Here is an 18199-nt window from a genome sequence, read left to right as displayed (position 1 = left end):
GTTCCGAGGATCGAGATGCGTCGTCAGAGCAGGTTCTGCGAGAGTTCACGCTTGACGAACCGGCCGTGGCCGGCGTGACCGAGATAGCCGCCGTCGTCGACGATCACCCGGCCCCGGGACAGCACCGTGTCGACGTGCCCGTCGATCTCGAATCCTTCGTAGGCCGAGTAGTCCATGTTCATGTGATGGGTCTTGCGGAGGCCGATGCTGGTATGGCCGGCGGGGTCGTAGATGACGATGTCGGCGTCCGCTCCCGGGCTGATCACCCCTTTGCGCGGGTACATGCCGAACATCCGGGCCGGGGTGGTGCAGCACGCGTCGACCCAGCGCTCCAGCGGGATGCGGCCGGACCGGACGCCCTGGTAGATCAGATCCATCCGGTGTTCGACCCCGCCGATGCCGTTGGGGATCTTGCTGAAGTCGCCGAGCCCCAGTTCCTTCTGGTCCTTCATGCAGAACGGGCAGTGGTCGGTCCCGACCGTCGTGACGTCGCCGGTGCGCAGATAGCGCCACAGCTCGTCCTGATGTCCTTCGGCCCTCGCCCGCAACGGCGTCGAGCACACCCATTTCGCGCCCTCGAAACCCGGTGCGCCCAGCTGGTCTTCGAGCGAGAGGTAGAGGTACTGGGGACAGGTCTCGCCGAAGACGTTACGTCCGGCGTCACGGGCGGCGGCGATCCGGGCCAGCGCCTGCTTGGCCGACACGTGCACGATGTACAGCGGCACACCGGTCAGCTCGGCCAGCATGATCGCGCGATGGGTGGCCTCCTCCTCCAGCTGCCACGGTCTGGTCGTGCCGTGGAAATACGGCGCGGTCTCCCCCCGCGCGAGCGCCTGCTCGACCAGCACATCGATGGCGATCCCGTTCTCCGCGTGCATCATCAGCAGCGCTCCCAGATCCGCCGCGGACTGCATGGCCCGCAGGATCTGCCCGTCGGTGGAGTAGAAGACACCGGGATAGGCCATGAAGAGTTTGAAGCTGGTGACACCCTCGGCCACCAATTCGCTCATGGCCTTCAGGGATTCGTCGTCGACCGCGCCGATGATCTGATGGAACCCATAGTCGATCGCGCACTGCCCGGCGGCCTTCGCATGCCAGGTGGCCAAGGTGTCCTGCACCCGCTCCCCCGGGCGCTGGACGACGAAGTCGACGATGGTGGTGGTGCCGCCCCACGCGGCCGCGCGGGTGCCGGTCTCGAAGGTGTCGGAGGCTTCGGTCCCGCCGAAGGGCATCTGCATGTGCGTGTGACCGTCCACGCCGCCGGGGATCACGTATCTGCCGGTCGCGTCGAACACCCGGTCGGCGGAGGCGGCCAGGTCCGCACCCAGCGCGGCGGAGCCCGGCTGGAGGACGGCGACGATGGTTTCGCCCTCGACGAGCACGTCGAGCTGCTGCGATCCGGTGGCGGACACGACCGTGCCGCCATGGATGAAAGTCCGCGCCACTGTCGTTCTCCCCGTCCTCAGGGGGCCACCAACGGCCCGTAGGCGTCGGGACGGCGATCGCGATAGAAGGCCCAGCGGTCGCGCACCACCTTGATCAAGTCCATGTTCAGATCGCGGACGACCAGCTCGGGACCGGTGTCGGAGGCGACTTCGCCGACGAACTGGCCTTCGGGGTCGACGAAGTAGCTGGTGCCGTAGAAGTCGTCGTCGCCGTATTCTTCGACACCGACCCGGTTGATGGCGCCGATGAAATACTCGTTGGCCACCGCGGCCGCGGGCTGCTCCAGTTTCCATAGGTAGCCGGACAGACCCCGCGACGTGGCCGACGGATTGAACACGATCTCCGCCCCGGCGAGCGCCAGCGCGCGCCAGCCCTCCGGGAAGTGCCGGTCGTAGCAGATGTATACGCCGACCTTGCCGACCGCCGTGTCGAACACCGGCCAGCCGAGGTTGCCCGGCCGGAAATAGAACTTCTCCCAGAAACCGTGCACGTGCGGCAGATGGTGTTTGCGGTACTTGCCGAGATAACTGCCGTCGGCGTCGAGCACCGCGGCGGTGTTGTACAGCAGACCCGGCCGTTCCTGCTCGTACACGGGCAGAACCATCACCAGGCGCAATTCCTTCGCCAGCGCGGCGAACCGCTCCGTCGTCGGCCCCGGGACGGGTTCGGCGTAGCCGTAGAACTCCGTGTCCTGCCGCTGGCAGAAATAGGGCCCGTAGAACAGCTCTTGGAAACAGATCACCGCGGCCCCCTCCGCGGCGGCCCGGCGCGCGTAGGCTTCGTGCGCCTGCAGCATCGACTCTTTATCGCCGGTCCAGTTCGTTTGGACCAGCGCCGCTCGAACGATTCCCATGCTTCGTTATACGTCACCGGGAACAAATTCTGTCGTGCGACGAGATTTCGGAAACGTTTTCGTAGCCGATCGACGCACGGGGCACACTCGACATCACGGTGACGACGACGATCAGGTCGCTTTCACGGCGATCCGGCGGAGGCCGTCGGCCAGGTGGTGACCATTCGGAGCCTTGTCCGGGTCGATCAGGTACTGCGCCGCGACGCCGGCGAGCAGGACCTGATAGAGGGCGCCGACGGTCCGTGCGGCATCGGTGTGGGATTCGTCCGCACCGTCGAAGAGCCGGGCCAGGCCGGAGCGAGCCGCGGCGGGCAATCGGGCCGTACTCCCCCACCGAATCGGGCGAGATGGAATGATTCGCGCTGCATCGTCCGGTGCGCAACCCCGAGTGAAGGAGATTTTCAGCGGTGAGCAGCGAAGTGCAAGCGCGAGAACTCGTCAACGGCCGGCGCGCGGGGCGCCGGGGCGTACCGTGGCGATCGCTGCGGATCCTCGGGGTCCTCGCCGTCGGCGTGACGCTGGTGGCGTCCGCGGCGGGGGTCGTCTCGGCGGCGCCGGCACCCACCGGTTGTGGCGCGCCGGCCGCCGGTCAGCCGAACGGCAAGCAATGGACCGCCGAACCCGGCATGACCATCGACGCCAACGCCGGGTACACGGCGACGCTGGCCACCAATTGCGGCACCGTCACCATCGCCTTGGACGCGGCCCGCGCGCCGCGCACGGTCAACTCGTTCGTATTCCTGGCCGGGGAACAGTACTTCGACCACACCAAGTGCCACCGGATCACCACCGAGGGCATCTACGTGCTGCAGTGCGGCGACCCGACCGCGACCGGCATGGGTGGGCCCGGCTACCGCTTCCCCGACGAGAACCTGGCGGATGCGACCTACCCGGCGGGCACGATCGCGATGGCGAACGCAGGCCCCGGCACCAACGGCAGCCAGTTCTTCGTGGTCTACCGCGATGCGCCGCTGCCGCCGAGCTACACCCCGTTCGGACGGGTCACCGCGGGCATGGACGTGCTGACGTCGATTGCCGCCGCGGGCGTCAAGGACGGCTCGTCCGACGGCGAGCCTGCCGCCGAGGTCGTGCTCGATTCCGTCTCGACCGGCCGCAACTGAATCGTCGCGGGGGCGGTGCGATGCCGCATCGCCCCGCGGACTCAGGACACCCCGGCGCGGCGGCGCAGCAGCAGCGTCATCACCGGTTCGACGAACCGGCTGGCGATCGGGCCGAGCACCGCCATCAGCAGCACGTAGGTGGTGGCCAGCGCGGCGAATTCCGCGGGGACCGCGCCCGCGGCGACGGCGAGTCCCGCGATGACGATCGAGAACTCGCCGTGGGCGACCAGGGCCGTGCCCGCGCGCGCCCGGCCCAAGCGGCCCGCACCGGCCCGCTTGGCCGCCCACCATCCGGTGGCGATCTTGCTGGCCGTGGTGACGAGCGCCAGCAGGCACGCCCACCCCAGCACCGGCGGGATGCTCGCCGGATCGGTGCTCAATCCGAAGAGCACGAAGAACAGCGCCGCGAACAGATCGCGCAGCGGCTCCAGGAGCTTGGTCGCGTTGTGCGCGGTCGAATCCGAGATCGCGATGCCGAGCAGGAACGCGCCGACCGCCGCTGACACTTGTACCGCGGAGGCCGCGCCCGCCACCAGCAGGGCGGAGCCGAGCAGCTTCAACAGGAAGATCTCGCGGTCGGCGCTGTCGACGATCGCCGAGACATAGCGGCCGTAGCGCAGCGCGACGATCAGCACGACGGTGACCGCGACCAAAGCGATGGCCAGCGTCTTCAACCCGGCGAGGAAGCCGACACCGGCCAGCACCGCGGTGAGCACCGGCAGATATCCGGCCATCACCAGGTCCTCGAACACCAGGATGGACAGGACCACCGGCGTTTCGCGGTTGCCGAGCCTGCCCAGATCGTTGAGTACCTTCGCGACGATGCCCGAGGACGAGATGTAGGTGACCCCGGCCATGGCGATGGCGCCGGTGAAACCCCAGCCGAGCCCGAGCGCAACGAGCACGCCCGGCGTCGCGTTGAGTACGAGGTCCACCACACCCGCGGCCCACGATCGGCGCATGCCCGTGACCAGTTCCGGCGCGCTGTACTCCAGGCCGAGCAGCAACAGCAGCAGGACGACGCCGATTTCGCTGGCGAGGTGGATGAAATCGTCCACCTGCCGCAACTCGACCAGGCCGCCGGTGCCGAAGACCAGCCCGCCGATCAGGTACAGCGGGATGGGCGACATGCCGATGCGTGCGGCGATCCGTCCGAGCAGGCCGAGGCCGAAAAATACCGCGCCCAGCTGGATCAGCGCGAGCGCGGTCTCGTGTGCCACCATGCCGCTCAGCCGTCTGACAGGATCTTGGCGGCGGCCTCGAGGCCCTCCGCGGTGCCGACGATGACGAGCACGTCACCGGCGGTGAAGGTGAAGTCCGGCCCCGGCGAGGGAATCGGCTGTCCGCTGCGCACCACTGCGACGATGGACGCTTTCGTCCTGGTGCGCATCTGGGTCTCGCCCAGCGTGCGCCCGTCGAAGCGGGACCGGTCCGGAATGGACAGCTGCCGGGTGGTCAATCCGGTGAACGCCCGATGCTCCTCGCGGAGTTGTTCGACCAGTTGGGGCGCACCGAGCAAGCTGGCCAGGACGGCCGCCTCCTTGCCGGTCAGCGGTATCTGTTCGGTCTCGTCGGGGTTGTCCGGTTTGCTCACGATGAGGTCCATCGTGCCGTCGCGGTGGTCGATTACGCCGATCCGGCGGCGGCTGTTGGTCAGCGGAAAGTCCTTACGCACACCGATACCCGGCAGGGGTGTCACCTCAACGTTCACGACTCCACCCTAACGACCCACGGACGACGCCCGGCGGGCAGGTGACCGAATTGTCCGGATCAGTCAGCCGTTTCCGCACTACATCGCCGCTCTGTGAGTTGGACCGGGATTCACCGCGCGTGGTAAGAGAGATGACGTGTCCCGTACATCGCCCTGCCGCCCAGCCGTTGCCATCCGTTGCCGCAGCGACCGCGCCCTGCGCGTCCGGTGACAGTCGCCCGAGCGGTGCATCGATTCCTCGCGCCGAGTGCGGTCGCGCCCGCGGCGGCCCCGCCGCGGGCGGCCGGAGCGTATCGGCATGACCTGGACGGCCTGCGTGGCGTGGCGATAGCACTGGTCGTGGCGTTCCACATCTGGTTCGGCCGGGTGTCCGGCGGCGTGGACGTGTTCCTGGTGCTGTCCGGCTTCTTCTTCACCGGCTCGCTGCTGCGCGGCGCGGAATCCACCGGCGCGATCCGCCTCGCGCACACCGCGCGCAGGCTGGCGCGCAGACTGCTCCCCGCTCTGGTGACGCTCCTGGCCGCCGTGGTAGCGGCCACCGTGCTGCTGCGCCCGTTCACCCAGTGGGACGAAATGGCGGCGCAGACGCTGGCTTCGCTGCTGTACTACCAGAATTGGTACCTGGCGCTGTCCTGGTCGGACTACCTGGCCGCCGATCCGTCGGTGAGCCCGCTCCAGCACCTGTGGTCGATGGCGGTGCAGACCCAGTTCTACGTCTTCGCGTTGCTCGCCGTGGCGGCGGCGGCGGCGCTGTGCCGGCGTTTCGCCCGCCCGGCGGCGCTGCGTCCCGTCTTGGCGATCGCGCTCGCCGTGGGAGTGACGGCCTCTTTCCTCTACGCCGCGCACGGCGCCGCGGTGCACCAGGGCTGGAATTACTACGACAGTTTCGCCCGCGCCTGGGAGCTGCTGGCCGGAGCGCTGCTGGCGGTCGCCGCGCCCTGGCTGTCCCCGCCGCGCGCGCTGCGGGTCGCGGCGGCCGTCCTCGGCGCGGTCGCGGTGCTCACCTGCGGGTGGTGGATCGACGGCGCCGACCGGTTTCCCGGACCGGCGGCGCTGGTGCCGGTCGGCGCCGCGCTGGCGCTGATCGTCTCCGGCTCCGGCCTGCCCGCCGACCGGCAACCCCTGCCCAATCGGCTGCTCGGCGCACCGGCCGCGGTGCGTCTCGGTGAACTGTCCTACGCGCTGTACCTGTGGCATTGGCCGATCCTGATCTTCGTGCTGGCGCGCACCGGCGCCGCGACCGCCGGGCTCGGCGTCGGCCTGGGCGTCATCGCGGCGTCGCTGGTGCTAGCCCATGTGACGAACCGTTTCATCGAGGATCCGCTGCGGATGCGATCCGGCCGTCCGGCTCCGGAGGCACCCGCCCGCGCCCTCTACACCGGCCGGCTGGTCGCGGTGCTCGGCGTCGCGGTGCTCGCGGTGTCGGTGGGCGAGCAGGTGGTCACCAGAGCGAATCCGCCCCGGGCGGTGGCGTCGCTGGACTCGGTGCGCTATCCGGGCGCTGAGGCGCTGGTCAGTGGTGTGGGCACGCCCGAGGCCGCGATGCGCCCGTCGGTGTACGAAGCGCCCGCGGACGCCGCCTACCCCTCGCGCGACGGCTGCATCGCGGACTGGGACACCCGCGACATCGTCACCTGCACCTACGGGGACGCCGGAGCGGACCGCACTGTCGCGGTGGTGGGCAGTTCGCATGCCGAACACTGGGTGCCCGCCCTCGATCTGCTCGCCCGCGAGCACGCCTTCCGGGTCGAGGTCTATTTGAAGATGGGCTGCCCGCTGACCGTGGCGGCGGAACCGATCTACAAGGGCGAGGCCAACCCGGATTGCCGCGACTGGTCCGTGGAGGTGATCGACCGCCTAGGCGTCGAACGCCCCGAGTGGGTCTTCACCACCGCGACCCGCCCGCGCGACGGCGCGGGTGACGAGACCCCGGCCGACTATCTGGACGTCTGGACCCGGCTGGCCGACCGCGGCCTCAACGTGCTCGCCATCCGCGACACGCCATGGCTGCGCCGCGACGGCGTGCGGTACCGGGCCATCGATTGCCTTGCCCAGCAGGGCGACCGGATCAGCTGCGGAATGCCGCGCGCGGACGCGCTGAACCAGGTCAACCCGGCGCTGGAGTTCGCCGCCGGGTTCCCCAATGTGTTCCCGCTGGACCTGTCGGATGCGCTGTGCGAACGCGACGTGTGCGCGGCCGTGGAGGGCAACGTCCTCATCTACCACGACGAGCACCACCTCACCGCCAGCTATTCGCGATCGCTCGCACCGGAACTCGGCAGGCAGTTGTCGCCGATCCTCGGCTGGTGGTGAACCGCGGCGATCAGTTCAGCCGCAACATGTCCGGCCAGGCGCGCGACCACGGCGCACGCGGTCGCGCACAGCGCCAGATGGTGACGTCCCTGGTGACACCGGGATACCCGAGCCGGGCGTCGGCCTGCCCCGCAGCGGTGACCTCGGCACAGTGCGCGCGCACGTCGGCCTCGGTGCCGCCCACCCACAGCACCGTCGTGGCCGTGTCCGGCGGGGTACCGAAGTAACCGAAGCCCCGATTCGGGCTGTAGACGGCGGGCAAGCCGAACGCAGCGCGATCGATGTCCAAAGCGCTTGCCTGCCAATACGAATCAGCGATCACCACGGCCGACGACCGTTCCGGCTCGGGCAGCGCGCGGTAGGCCGCCGCAGTCCCGGCTGCGAGTTCCGACCAGCCGAATCGTCCGTAGAGCGCGATTTCCAGACCCGCCTGGGCTTGCGTGTCGACCGGTTCGACATCGCTCTCCGCTCGCAGTGGAAGGGAGAACACCACCAGGGCGACGGACAGTGCGAGCAACGGCACGGTGACGATCGTGCGCGCGCGGCGCCGGTTCTCGATCCACCGCACCGCCCCCGCCGCGATCAGCACTCCGTAGCAGCCCGCCGCGTAGTACGGACGGCCGTTCGTCGCGATGAATACCACGCTCAGCACTATGGGCAGCAGGCCGAGGAAACGATAGGGCCGCCAGGACTCCGCCCGCAGCAGCGTCCACATCCCGTAGACCAGCAGTAGGCCGCCGATCAGACCTGCGGCGGCGAGGGCCAGCGGCAGCCAGGCGTAGCGACCGCCGATCGTGGCCTGCTCCGCGGCGACCGTCCCACCCAGACGCAGCTGCGGCCACCCGTGCGCCGCCTGCCACATCAGGCTCGGCGCCGTGGTCAGCACGACGACGACGGCGCCACACCACAGCGCGGGACGGCGCAGCAGCTCACGCGGTCCGTAGAGCGCCACCCCGATCGCGAGTGCGATCCAGAAGAATGGAATCAGCCACTTGACCTGCAGGTCGACCGCGGTGACCGATGCCGCGGCGACCAGTAGGCCGTCGTGGCGGGTGCGGACCCAACGGACCACCAGCCAGCTCACCACCACCCACAGCGCCGTGTCGATCGTGTTGGTGGCCAGTTGATCGCCCTGTACCAGCAGGAACGGCGAGGTGGCGTAGGCGGCCGCGGCCAGCACCTGCGCCGCGCGGCCGCCCCCGAACTCCCTGGCGATCTGGGCGGTGACCACCACCGCTGCCACGGTGGCGAACACGGCCGGAAGGCGCAGCGCCGTAAGAGAATCCGGGGCGAGCAGATCCATCGTCCGGGCGATCGCGGGCAGCAAGGGCCCCTGGTCGGCATAGCTGACCGCGAGCCTGCGGCCCGCGGCGACGAAATACAGCTCATCGCCGAAGAATCCATACCGCCCGACCGAAGCCAACAGCGCCAGCGTGCCGAGCGCCGCCACAGCGCCGACTCCGCCGAAGGCGAACGGCGGCAGCGGTTCACCGGGATCCGCCTGTCGCCGTGGGAGATTCAGCACTTCAGTCATGCTCCCCCGCCTTCCGCGTCGCCGTGTCGAACACCCTGCACAGATGCGCCGAGTAGGCGTCCATCGCGAAATCCGGCTCGCGTACGGCGCGTCCGGCCGCACCGTCGATGGCGTCACGGATCGACTTGGCCATCAACAGCGGATCGAACTCGCCGAACTCTCCGGTGCGCTGCCCGTCGGTCATGATGTCGACCAGCGGCGCGATGATGTCACGCTCCCCGTCGGCGGAAGCGAATTTCGGCCTGCCCTCCGCGTCGCGCAAATTCGTCACCACTTCTACCAGCGCGGCCACGTAGGTCGTGTTCGCTTCGATGAAGCCGAGATTCGCCGTGAGATAGGCCAGCAGGCTCTCGCGCGCGCCTGCCGCCGCGCCCACCCGTGGCGCGATGTACTCCGCGGCCGAGACGTACAGCTGGATCACCAGCTGCGTCATCAGCTCGTCCTTGCCCGCGAAGTGGTAGGAGATGACGCCCTTGGAGATGCCCGCATGCTCGGCGATCCGCGCCAGCGAGGCATTGGCGTACCCGACGTCGGAGATCACCTCTACCGCCGCGGCGATGATCTGCCTGCGCCGCACCTCCTCGATGAACGATTTGCGTTGGCCGCTCGTACCAATTTCTGGCCGCATGGCCAAATTTTAGCACGATCGGCCTACTGGTCCGCCTCGCGCGCAGCGGCCCGGACCGCGTCGAACGGCGCCCGGTCGAAGATGATCCGGACGTAGGTGATCCGTCCGTCGACCACCGTGTGCCACTCCGCGCCGGGCGCGTTCGCGACCGGAATGGTCACGGTGTCGTACATCAGCAACGCGGTGTGCTCGTCACCGAACGACGCGAGCAAGGTCGAGTCGGTGAGGATCCGGCTGAACGGTTCGAGGAAATCGCGGAACGCCGCGGCTCCCGCGATCCGCCCGGCCGGTGCGTCGCAGACGATGTCGTCGGCGACGTAGGTCATGGCGTTGTCGAAATCGTGTTCGGTCCAGGCGCGATAGAACGCCAGCGAGGTCCGCAGAGCGATGGGGTCCGACATTGTGTCTCCTTCCGGTGCGCATCGGCGCTTCGCCGTGCCGTAGGTAGTGACACCGGATACCGGCCCGATGGAACGTCCGACGAGGAACTGGCACCATCGACGACGTGCAGCAGACGACTCTGGAGCGGGCACGCGCGGGCGACGAGTCGGCATTTCGGATCCTCACCGACCCGTACCGGCGCGAACTCGAACTGCACTGCTACCGTCTGCTCGGCTCGATGACCGACGCCGAGGACATGGTGCAAGAGACCTTGCTGGCGGCTTGGCGCGGCCTGCCGGGGTTCCAGCAGCGGTCATCGCTGCGCTCGTGGCTGTACCGCATCGCCACCAATCGGTGCCTCAACACGCTGCGCGACGCCCGTCGCCGAATGCCGCCCGAGCCGGTGCCACCGTTCTCGCCGCCCGAACCCACCCGCCGCGATGAGGTGCGCTGGTTGCAGCCATACCCCGACAGCAAGCTGGACATCGCCGATCCCGCGCCCGGTCCGGAGGCTCGCTACACGGCCACCGAAGCGGTCGAACTGGCCTTCGTCATGGGGTTACAGCGACTGTCGCCGCGCCAAGCCGCGATCTTGGTGCTGCGCGACGTTCTCGGTTTCCCCGTCGCCGAGGTGGCCGACCTCCTCGACGTCACGCCTACCGTGGTCAAGGGACAGCTGCAACGCGCGCGGGCGTCGCTCGACCGGCATCGAGGTCGAACAATTCCGCGCCGGGCTGCCCCCGACGAACGCGATCTCGCACGCCGCTTCGCCGCGGCATACCTCTCCGGCGACGTCGACGGCGTGATCGCGCTGCTCACCGACGACGCGTGGCTTTCGATGCCACCCGCGCCGCACGAGTATCACGGGCCGGGCGCGATCGCGGAATTCCTGTCCGCTTCGTTCGCCTGCCGCGGCGAGCGCCGTGTGCACCTGGTGGCGACGGGTGCCAACGGCCTGCCCGCGTTCGGCGCATACCTCGACGACGCACCGCGACCGGTCGCGACTCCGGCCGGCCTGATCGTGCTCACCCCCACGGGCAACCGCATCGGCCGGATCACCCGCTTCCACCTCGACGCTCTCTATCCGCGGTTCGGCCTGCCCGATCGCCTGCCGGCCGGACCGCCGCCGACGTGACCGGCACGACTGCGCTCTGGCACGAACAGCGAAGGGCCGCGCCTCCGGAGAGACGCGGCCCTTCGTGGTCCGGCGCAACCCCTTACAGGTACTGACCGGTGTTCGACTCGGTGTCGATGGCGCGGCTGGCACTGGCGTTCTTGCCGGTGACCAGCGTACGGATGTACACGATCCGCTCGCCCTTCTTGCCCGAGATGCGTGCCCAGTCATCCGGATTCGTGGTGTTGGGCAGGTCCTCGTTCTCGGAGAACTCGTCCACGATCGAATCGTAGAGATGCTGGATGCGCAGACCGGGGTTGCCGGTGTCGAGCACCGCCTTGATGGCGTACTTCTTGGAGCGGTCCACGATGTTCTGGATCATGGCGCCGGAGTTGAAGTCCTTGAAGTACAGGACCTCCTTGTCACCGTTGGCATAGGTGACCTCCAGGAAGCGGTTGTCCTCGCTCTCGGCGTACATCCGGTCGACGACGCGTTCGATCATGGCGTTGATGCACAACACCTTGTCGCCACCGAATTCGGCCAGATCGTCGTCGTGCAGCGGCAGGTCCTCGGTGAGGTACTTCGAGAAGATGTCCTGCGCCGACTCCGCGTCGGGACGCTCGATCTTGATCTTCACGTCCAAGCGGCCCGGCCGCAGGATCGCCGGATCGATCATGTCCTCACGGTTGGAGGCGCCGATCACGATGACGTTCTCCAAGCCCTCGACGCCATCGATCTCCGACAGCAGCTGGGGCACCACCGTGGTCTCCACGTCCGAGGAGACGCCCGAGCCGCGGGTGCGGAAGATGGAGTCCATCTCGTCGAAGAACACGATCACCGGCGTGCCCTCGGATGCCTTCTCACGCGCCCGCTGGAAGATGATCCGGATATGGCGCTCGGTCTCGCCCACGAACTTGTTGAGCAGCTCGGGACCCTTGATGTTCAGGAAGAACGACTTGGCTTCCTTGGCATCCTCACCACGCGCCTCGGCGATCTTCTTGGCCAGCGAGTTGGCCACCGCCTTCGCGATGAGCGTCTTGCCACAGCCGGGCGGACCGTAGAGCAGCACGCCCTTCGGCGGGCGCAGCGCGTACTCGCGGAACAGGTCCTTGTGCAGGAAGGGCAGCTCCACCGCGTCGCGGATCTGCTCGATCTGCCTGCCGAGACCGCCGATATCGCTGTAGTCGACGTCGGGCACCTCTTCCAGGACGAGGTCCTCGACCTCGGCCTTGGGGATGCGCTCGAAGGCGAAACCGGCCTTCGAGTCGACCAGGAGAGAGTCACCCGGCCGCAGCTTGCGGATGGGGGAATCAGGATCGTCCAGGTCGTCCATCTCGGCGACCTTCGCCAGCGGGCCGGCCAGCCACACCACGCGCTCCTCGTCGGCATGGCCGACGACCAGGGCGCGACGGCCGTCGTCGAGGATCTCCCGGAGTGTGCCGATCTCGCCGACCGCGTCGTAGTGCCCGGCCTCGACGACCGTGAGCGCCTCGTTGAGGCGGACGGTCTGGCCGTACTCGAGCGTCGAGGTCTCGATGTTCGGTGAACACGTCAACCGCATCTTGCGACCCGAAGTGAACACGTCGACCGTCTGATCGTCGTACACACCGATCAGGATGCCGTATCCGCTCGGCGGCTGACCCAGCCGATCGACCTCCTCACGCAACGCGACCAGCTGCTGGCGCGCTTCCTTGAGGGTGTCCATCAGCTTCGTGTTGCGAATGGTCAGCGAATCGATGCGGGCTTCCAATTCCCGTGTGCGATCTGGCGAGTCGGCGAGTTGCCTTCGGAGTGCAGCCGCCTCGGCGCGTACCGCCTCGAGCTCTCTCCAGGCCGCCGAATCCGAATTCTCGATGGGGCTCATGTGCTGCTCCTCCCAGTCCCGGTCTATCAACGCTACCGGGCGCGACCCGTTCTCGCTTTCCGACATGGTTTCGTGGTGATCACATCTGGGCCGCGATCGGCGGCCGGACCACCATGTTAGCCTGCCCTAACCCAACCCTGGCGAGCCCGCTCGCCGCCTGAGCCGAAAGGTTGCCGACCATGCTCCTTCCCGCGAGAACCCTGCGTGTTTCCCTGGCCACCGCCGCGGCGGCGGTGGCCATCACCGGCGCACTCGCGGCGTGCGGTTCCGACGACGACTCCGCCACCACGAGCGCGGCGACCTCGGCCACCACCAGCGCCGCAGCGTCGGGTACCCACGCGCACGGCGACCATGCGACCGGCGCGCCGACCGCCGACAGCTTGCAGGCGATGCTGGGCAAGCTCGCCGATCCGAATGTACCCACCGCGCAGAAGGCCGCGCTGATCGTCAACGGTGAGCAGCGCACCGCCAACATCGACCAGATGAACAAGGGCCTGCAGGGCTACACACTGACCTTCACCGTCGCCGACATCGCCACCCAGGGCAACACCACGAACGCGCAGGTGACCATCACCTCCCCGCACGGCGCTGCCCCCGCCGTGCCGCTGACCTGGGAGAACGTCGACGGCACCTGGAAGCTGTCGGACGCCAGCGGCTGCCTGCTGCTCGGCTTCGCGCAGGCGCCCTGCGTCCCGGCCTGAGCGCCGAACGCCGCAGGCGCCCGCCCGGCGCGCTCAGCCCTTCGACGGCCTGCGCTGCGGCTTGGGCGTGACGGTGCCCTCGGCGAGCCTGCGGGCGCTGACCAGGAAGGCGGTGTGGCCCTGCATGCGATGTTCGGGCCGCACCGCGAGGCCGACGACGTGCCAGGGCCGCACCAGCGACTCCCAGGATCGCGGCTCGGTCCAGCACTCCTGCTCGCGCAGCGCTTCGACCACCTTCGACAGCTGCGTGACGGTGGCGACGTAGACGATCAGCACGCCGCCGGGCACCAGCGCCTTGGACACGGCCGGTAGCGCGTCCCACGGCGCGAGCATGTCCAGCACGGCGCGATCCACCGGCTCCCCGGTGTAGTCGGCCACATCGCCGACGGTCAGCGACCAATTCGCCGGTCGCTCGCCGAAGAACGTCTCCACATTGCGGACCGCGTGCTCGGCGTGGTCGGCGCGGATCTCGTAGGACACCACCTGGCCCTGCGGCCCGACCGCCCGCAACAGCGAGCACGTCAACGCGCCGGAGCCCGCGCCGGCTTCGAGCACGCGCGCGCCGGGGAACACGTCACCCTCGTGCACGATCTGCGCGGCGTCCTTGGGGTAGATCACCGCGGCGCCGCGCGGCATGGACAGCACGTAGTCGATCAGGAGCGGACGCAGCGCCAGGTACGGCGTGCCGTTGGTGGAGTGCACCACGCTGCCCTCGTCGGCGCCGATCAGGCTGTCGTGCTTGATCCCGCCGCGGTGGGTGTGGAACTCCTTGCCCGGCTCCAAGACCACCGTGTACAGGCGCCCTTTGGCATCGGTCAGCTGCACCCGGTCACCGATGGTGAATGGCCCGGTCCGTCTGGCCGTCATGAATCTCCGTTCCGCTGGTTGGAATCCGTGCTGTCGCGCACCGGCGTGTCGGTGCCGCGGGATAGCCTGCCAGGTATGTGCTCGCCCGTGTCCACGCCCCCTGCCGACGACGCGGGGATCCCCGAGCCCGCTGCGAGGGCGAGCCGCGCCCGGCCCGCGCTGTCGCCTTCCCGGGCAATGGATTTCAAGCAATGTCCGCTGAAATACCGATTCCGTGCGATCGATCGGATACCGGAGCAGCCGTCCGTGCACGCGGTGCGCGGCACGGTGGTGCACGCGGTGCTGGAGGACCTCTACGGGCTGCCCGCCGCCGAACGGGTGCCGGAGCGCGCCGACGCCCTGGTGCCGTCGGCATGGGCGCGGGTGCGCGCCGAACAGCCGGAGGTCGCGGAGCTGATCGCCGGTGAGCGGCTCGACGCGTTTCTCGGCGAGGTGCGCGCGCTGGTGCGCCGCTACTACCGGCTGGAGAATCCCACGGGGTTCGACCCGGAATCGCGTGAGGCGCGGGTCGAGGTCGAACTGGACGACGGCGCGCTGCTGCGCGGGTTCGTCGATCGGATCGACATCGCGCCGAGCGGCGCCCTGCGCGTCGTGGATTACAAGACCGGCCGTACGCCGGGCCCGACGCAAGAGACCAGAGCGCTGTTCCAGCTGAAGTTCTACGCGCTGGTGGTCCTGCGCACCCGCGGCTTGGTGCCCGCCCAGCTGCGGTTGATCTACCTGGCCGACGAGCAGATCCTCACCTACGCCCCCGACGAGCAGGAATTGCTGCGGTTCGAGCGCACGCTCTCGGCTTTGTGGGCTGCCATCCTCGAGGCGGGCCGCACCGGAGACTTCCCGCCGAACACCAGCCGGATGTGCTCCTACTGCGACTACAAGCCCTTGTGCCCGGCGTTCGGCGGCACACCGCCGCCCTACCCCGGCTGGCCGAACGGCGACGCGGCCGAATCCCCGGACGAGACCCTGGCCGAAGCCGTATCGGAGTGACCGGTTAGTGGCCTCGCGCGGCCACCAGGAAGTCCAAGGACGTGCCGCGTTCGCCCAGCATGACGACCGCTCCGATCAGGACCGCCACCAGCACCGCGTCGCCGGTGACGATCAGCAGGTTTCGCAATCGCGCCCACGTGGGGCCCCGCTCGGGGCCTCCGCGCGCCGCCGGGGCGGCCGCCGGGCTGCCCGGTCTCGTCTCGGTCTTCTCGTCGTCGATGCTCTCCGGCACGCCGTACAGTCTTCCCGACCGGCCTCGGAGTCTTCGAGCCGAACCGCACGTCCGGGCGCGAGAACTTCTCGCCCGAATGCCGCTCTTCGGCCGCACGCCCGTCGGCGGACGGCGAATCTCAGACGGTGAAGTCATGGAACAGCAGCACCGAAAGCCCCAGGCCCACAGCAAGATTCACTAACGCCGCCGACGCGAACACCACGACCGGCCGCCAGCCCGCTTCCCGCAGGCCGCGCAGCGAGAACTCCAAGCCGATGGAGACGAACGCGAAGATCAGGAACCAGGTGCGCAGATCGTTGACGATCGCGATGTGCGCCGCGCCCGACTTCTTGTCCGCCGATCGCAGGTACAGCGTGCCGATGATCGAGGCGGCGAGGAAGCCGAGCACGAACTTCGGGAACCGCTCCCAGAACTGGCGCGCCGACGGCCGCGCCGCGCCCGGTGCGCGCTCGACGCGCAGCGTGAAGTACGCGGTCAGCGCGATCGCGACAACGCCGATCAGGGCGTTCTGGGTGGTCTTGACGATGGTGGCGATCTGCAGGGCCTTCTCCCCCGCGATCGCGCCGGAGGCCGCGACCGCCGCCGTGGTGTCGATATTGCCGCCGATCCAGGCGCCCGCGACCGCGTCGGGCAACCCGAGCACTCCCGCCAGCCAGGGCAGCAGGAAGATCGAGGGCAGCGCGAAGACGATCACCAGCGAGGCCGCGTAGGCGATCTGCTCACGTCGGGCCTGCACCGCGCCCGCCGCGGCGATCGCCGCGCTGACGCCGCAGATCGACACCGCCGAGGACAGCAGCGCGCGCAGTTTGTCGTCCAGCCCCAGGCGTCCGCCCAGCCACCAGGTGAAGCCGAACACGGCCGTGATCAGCAGCAGCGCTTGCAGGATCGACGGGCCCGCCGCGGTGACCAGGATCTTCAGATTGATCGATGCGCCGAGCAGCACCACGCCGGTCTTGATGAAGAACTCGGTGCGGAAGCCCGCCGAAAGACGGTCGCGCAGAGCCAGTTCGGCCAAGACCACGTTGCCGATCAAGCCGAGTGCGATGGCGTACACCGGGAATTCGATCGACTTGGCGACCCGCTGGAACGGAGTGTCCACCGACCACCGTGGGACGTGCGTCTCGAAGTACCGGGCGAGGGCGCCGAGCACGATCACGACGGCGATGCCGGCCGCGATGGCGCCGGCCGTCGCACGGGGGACCGCCTGCAGCGCTTCGGTTTCCGAGGATGGCACCCCAGCAGGCCTCGCCGCAGGCCGGTTCTCGGTCAGTGCGTTCGGTTCGTTCGCCGCTCCGGCGCCGGTCTCGGCCATCACGGCACCAGCCGGTCCGGAATCACGCCGAGCAGGACCAGCGCGATCAGGATCAGCCCGGCGAGCGCCGCCAGCCAGTCCTCGTTCCAGGTGAATGTGCTGCCCGACTGCTCATCGGGTGGTGGCTGTGACACGGGGGCTCCTTGCGTTTCCTCATCGAGAGGCCGCACGGTAACAACACCCGGTCACAGCGCACACCGATTGCGCTCAGCGTGAGCGGATCAGGCGGATCGGACGAATCCGGCGTTCAGAATGCGCGGCAGGAACGAATGTCGGTGGCCAGGATGGCTTTCGCGCCCAGGTCGGCCAGCTTGTCCATCAGCTCGTTGCTCTGCTTGCGCGGGACCAGTGCGCGCACGGCCACCCAGCCGGTATCGGCCAGCGGCGCCACGGTGGGCGACTCCAAACCGGGAGTGATGACGAATGCCTCGTCGAGCAGGTCTTTCGGGCAGTCGTAGTCCAGCATGACGTACTGCTGGGCGAAGACCACGCCTTGGACCCGGGCGACGAGCTGGTTGCGCGCCCGGTCGCCCTGGTCGGCATCCTTGCGCTCGACCAGCACACCCTCGGAATCGCACAGCGATTCGCCGAAGGCAACCAGATTGTGCTGGCGCAGCGTGCGCCCGGAGCCGACGACGTCGGCGATGGCGTCGGCGACGCCGAGCTGGATGGAGATCTCCACCGCGCCGTCGAGACGGATCACCTCGGCCTCGATGCCCCGGCGGCGCAGGTCGTTCAGCACCAGATTCGGGTAGGAGGTGGCGATCCGCTTGTCGTGCAGGTCCTCGACCTTCCACTCCCGCCCGGCAGGGGCGGCGTAGCGGAAGGTGGAGCGGCCGAACCCGAGGGCGAGGCGTTCCTGCACCGGAGCGCCGGAATCCCACGCGAGATCACGCCCGGTGATGCCGAGATCGAGTTCCCCGGAGCCGACGTAGATCGCGATGTCCTTGGGTCGCAGGAAGAAGAATTCGACCTGGTTGCCCGGGTCGAGAACGGTCAGGTCACGGGAATCGGTGCGCTTGCGGTAGCCCGCCTCGGTGAGGATCGAGACGGCGGATTCGGACAGGGCGCCTTTGTTGGGGACTGCGACGCGCAGCATGGGAGAGTCCTTTCGGCAGGAGAAACGGGAGGTCGG

General features: G+C 68.8%; 19 protein-coding genes. 5 read left to right on the top strand and 14 right to left on the bottom strand.

Going from position 1 to position 18199, the window contains the following annotated elements; genetic code table 11:
* Window positions 1-23: 23 nt before the first annotated feature.
* The 3 genes from hydA to NNI01S_RS05470 all read right to left on the bottom strand — a co-directional run bounded on the left by hydA (window position 24) and on the right by NNI01S_RS05470 (window position 2614).
* Window positions 24-1445, bottom strand: coding sequence for a dihydropyrimidinase (gene hydA, locus NNI01S_RS05480; protein WP_063018075.1), 1422 nt, complete (start codon window positions 1443-1445; stop codon window positions 24-26).
* Window positions 1446-1462: 17 nt separating this feature from the next.
* Complete coding sequence (locus tag NNI01S_RS05475) at window positions 1463-2299, bottom strand: nitrilase-related carbon-nitrogen hydrolase (protein ID WP_174554367.1); 837 nt, start codon at window positions 2297-2299, stop codon at window positions 1463-1465.
* Window positions 2300-2410: 111 nt separating this feature from the next.
* Window positions 2411-2614: a hypothetical protein gene (locus tag NNI01S_RS05470; protein ID WP_063018073.1), complete on the bottom strand. Its 204-nt coding sequence runs from the start codon at window positions 2612-2614 to the stop codon at window positions 2411-2413.
* A gap of 92 nt (window positions 2615-2706) precedes the next feature.
* Between NNI01S_RS05470 and NNI01S_RS05465 the strand changes: the two genes are divergently transcribed.
* On the top strand, window positions 2707-3420 hold the full coding sequence (locus NNI01S_RS05465) for a peptidylprolyl isomerase (RefSeq protein ID WP_245675981.1): 714 nt from the start codon (window positions 2707-2709) through the stop codon (window positions 3418-3420).
* A gap of 41 nt (window positions 3421-3461) precedes the next feature.
* Here the strand turns inward: NNI01S_RS05465 and NNI01S_RS05460 are convergent, their stop codons facing one another.
* Window positions 3462-4643 (bottom strand): cation:proton antiporter, encoded by a 1182-nt coding sequence (locus tag NNI01S_RS05460; RefSeq protein WP_063018071.1) that lies wholly within the window; start codon window positions 4641-4643, stop codon window positions 3462-3464.
* A gap of 5 nt (window positions 4644-4648) precedes the next feature.
* Window positions 4649-5131, bottom strand: coding sequence for a cation:proton antiporter regulatory subunit (locus tag NNI01S_RS05455; RefSeq protein WP_063018069.1), 483 nt, complete (start codon window positions 5129-5131; stop codon window positions 4649-4651).
* Between the two features lie 225 nt (window positions 5132-5356).
* Here NNI01S_RS05455 and NNI01S_RS05450 point away from each other — a divergent pair, with 225 nt between their 5' ends.
* The gene (locus NNI01S_RS05450) at window positions 5357-7444 is read left to right on the top strand and encodes an acyltransferase family protein (protein ID WP_063018067.1); all 2088 of its coding nucleotides are present in this window, start codon (window positions 5357-5359) and stop codon (window positions 7442-7444) included.
* Window positions 7445-7454: 10 nt separating this feature from the next.
* Here NNI01S_RS05450 and NNI01S_RS05445 read toward each other — a convergent pair whose 3' ends face one another.
* Genes NNI01S_RS05445 through NNI01S_RS05435 form a run of 3 tightly spaced genes read right to left on the bottom strand, consistent with a single transcriptional unit; the run spans window position 7455 to window position 10007 of the window.
* Window positions 7455-8978, bottom strand: a complete 1524-nt coding sequence (locus NNI01S_RS05445) for a glycosyltransferase family 39 protein (RefSeq protein WP_063018065.1) — start codon at window positions 8976-8978, stop codon at window positions 7455-7457.
* The gene (locus NNI01S_RS05440) at window positions 8971-9606 is read right to left on the bottom strand and encodes a TetR/AcrR family transcriptional regulator (RefSeq protein WP_063018063.1); all 636 of its coding nucleotides are present in this window, start codon (window positions 9604-9606) and stop codon (window positions 8971-8973) included. Before NNI01S_RS05440 ends, NNI01S_RS05445 begins: the two co-directional genes overlap by 8 nt.
* A gap of 23 nt (window positions 9607-9629) precedes the next feature.
* On the bottom strand, window positions 9630-10007 hold the full coding sequence (locus NNI01S_RS05435; RefSeq protein ID WP_063018061.1) for a nuclear transport factor 2 family protein: 378 nt from the start codon (window positions 10005-10007) through the stop codon (window positions 9630-9632).
* Between the two features lie 104 nt (window positions 10008-10111).
* On the opposite strand from NNI01S_RS05435, the gene NNI01S_RS05430 reads away from it, so the two are divergent.
* Window positions 10112-11122, top strand: coding sequence for an RNA polymerase subunit sigma-70 (locus NNI01S_RS05430; protein WP_063018059.1), 1011 nt, complete (start codon window positions 10112-10114; stop codon window positions 11120-11122).
* Window positions 11123-11204: 82 nt separating this feature from the next.
* Here the strand turns inward: NNI01S_RS05430 and arc are convergent, their stop codons facing one another.
* Entirely contained in the window at window positions 11205-12965 is a 1761-nt protein-coding gene (arc, locus tag NNI01S_RS05425; RefSeq protein ID WP_063018057.1) for a proteasome ATPase, read from the bottom strand.
* 179 nt (window positions 12966-13144) lie between these two features.
* Here arc and NNI01S_RS05420 point away from each other — a divergent pair, with 179 nt between their 5' ends.
* Window positions 13145-13666 carry a WKL family lipoprotein gene (locus NNI01S_RS05420; protein ID WP_063018055.1) on the top strand — a complete coding sequence of 174 codons (522 nt, stop codon included), beginning with the start codon at window positions 13145-13147 and terminating at the stop codon, window positions 13664-13666.
* A 33-nt stretch (window positions 13667-13699) separates the two neighbouring features.
* Here NNI01S_RS05420 and NNI01S_RS05415 read toward each other — a convergent pair whose 3' ends face one another.
* Window positions 13700-14533, bottom strand: a complete 834-nt coding sequence (locus NNI01S_RS05415; protein ID WP_040867339.1) for a tRNA (adenine-N1)-methyltransferase — start codon at window positions 14531-14533, stop codon at window positions 13700-13702.
* A 75-nt stretch (window positions 14534-14608) separates the two neighbouring features.
* Between NNI01S_RS05415 and NNI01S_RS05410 the strand changes: the two genes are divergently transcribed.
* Window positions 14609-15520: a RecB family exonuclease gene (locus NNI01S_RS05410; protein ID WP_063018053.1), complete on the top strand. Its 912-nt coding sequence runs from the start codon at window positions 14609-14611 to the stop codon at window positions 15518-15520.
* Between the two features lie 4 nt (window positions 15521-15524).
* Here NNI01S_RS05410 and NNI01S_RS05405 read toward each other — a convergent pair whose 3' ends face one another.
* The 4 genes from NNI01S_RS05405 to hisG all read right to left on the bottom strand — a co-directional run bounded on the left by NNI01S_RS05405 (window position 15525) and on the right by hisG (window position 18163).
* Window positions 15525-15752: a hypothetical protein gene (locus NNI01S_RS05405; protein WP_063018051.1), complete on the bottom strand. Its 228-nt coding sequence runs from the start codon at window positions 15750-15752 to the stop codon at window positions 15525-15527.
* Between the two features lie 118 nt (window positions 15753-15870).
* Complete coding sequence (locus NNI01S_RS05400) at window positions 15871-17064, bottom strand: YeiH family protein (protein WP_084488506.1); 1194 nt, start codon at window positions 17062-17064, stop codon at window positions 15871-15873.
* Window positions 17064-17198 carry a hypothetical protein gene (locus tag NNI01S_RS36305; protein WP_281180598.1) on the bottom strand — a complete coding sequence of 45 codons (135 nt, stop codon included), beginning with the start codon at window positions 17196-17198 and terminating at the stop codon, window positions 17064-17066. Before NNI01S_RS36305 ends, NNI01S_RS05400 begins: the two co-directional genes overlap by 1 nt.
* A 113-nt stretch (window positions 17199-17311) precedes the next feature.
* Window positions 17312-18163 (bottom strand): ATP phosphoribosyltransferase, encoded by an 852-nt coding sequence (gene hisG / locus NNI01S_RS05395; protein WP_063018049.1) that lies wholly within the window; start codon window positions 18161-18163, stop codon window positions 17312-17314.
* Between the last annotated feature and the right edge of the window lie 36 nt (window positions 18164-18199).

Source organism: Nocardia niwae NBRC 108934 = DSM 45340 (assembly GCF_001613465.1).
In the GTDB taxonomy this organism is placed as follows: domain Bacteria; phylum Actinomycetota; class Actinomycetes; order Mycobacteriales; family Mycobacteriaceae; genus Nocardia; species Nocardia niwae.
The sequence above is the reverse complement of the archived record's forward strand: the minus strand, read 5'-3'. Positions and strand labels throughout refer to the sequence as shown.

Coding starts and splice junctions, on each gene's coding strand:
- NNI01S_RS05400 (WP_084488506.1), bottom strand. CDS start 17,064: ATGGCCGAGACCGGCGCCGGAGCGGCGAACGAACCGAACGCACTGACC.
- NNI01S_RS05410 (WP_063018053.1), top strand. CDS start 14,609: ATGTGCTCGCCCGTGTCCACGCCCCCTGCCGACGACGCGGGGATCCCC.
- NNI01S_RS05415 (WP_040867339.1), bottom strand. CDS start 14,533: ATGACGGCCAGACGGACCGGGCCATTCACCATCGGTGACCGGGTGCAG.
- NNI01S_RS05460 (WP_063018071.1), bottom strand. CDS start 4,643: ATGGTGGCACACGAGACCGCGCTCGCGCTGATCCAGCTGGGCGCGGTA.
- NNI01S_RS05445 (WP_063018065.1), bottom strand. CDS start 8,978: ATGACTGAAGTGCTGAATCTCCCACGGCGACAGGCGGATCCCGGTGAA.
- hisG (WP_063018049.1), bottom strand. CDS start 18,163: ATGCTGCGCGTCGCAGTCCCCAACAAAGGCGCCCTGTCCGAATCCGCC.
- NNI01S_RS05435 (WP_063018061.1), bottom strand. CDS start 10,007: ATGTCGGACCCCATCGCTCTGCGGACCTCGCTGGCGTTCTATCGCGCC.
- NNI01S_RS05440 (WP_063018063.1), bottom strand. CDS start 9,606: ATGCGGCCAGAAATTGGTACGAGCGGCCAACGCAAATCGTTCATCGAG.
- NNI01S_RS05420 (WP_063018055.1), top strand. CDS start 13,145: ATGCTCCTTCCCGCGAGAACCCTGCGTGTTTCCCTGGCCACCGCCGCG.
- NNI01S_RS05475 (WP_174554367.1), bottom strand. CDS start 2,299: ATGGGAATCGTTCGAGCGGCGCTGGTCCAAACGAACTGGACCGGCGAT.
- arc (WP_063018057.1), bottom strand. CDS start 12,965: ATGAGCCCCATCGAGAATTCGGATTCGGCGGCCTGGAGAGAGCTCGAG.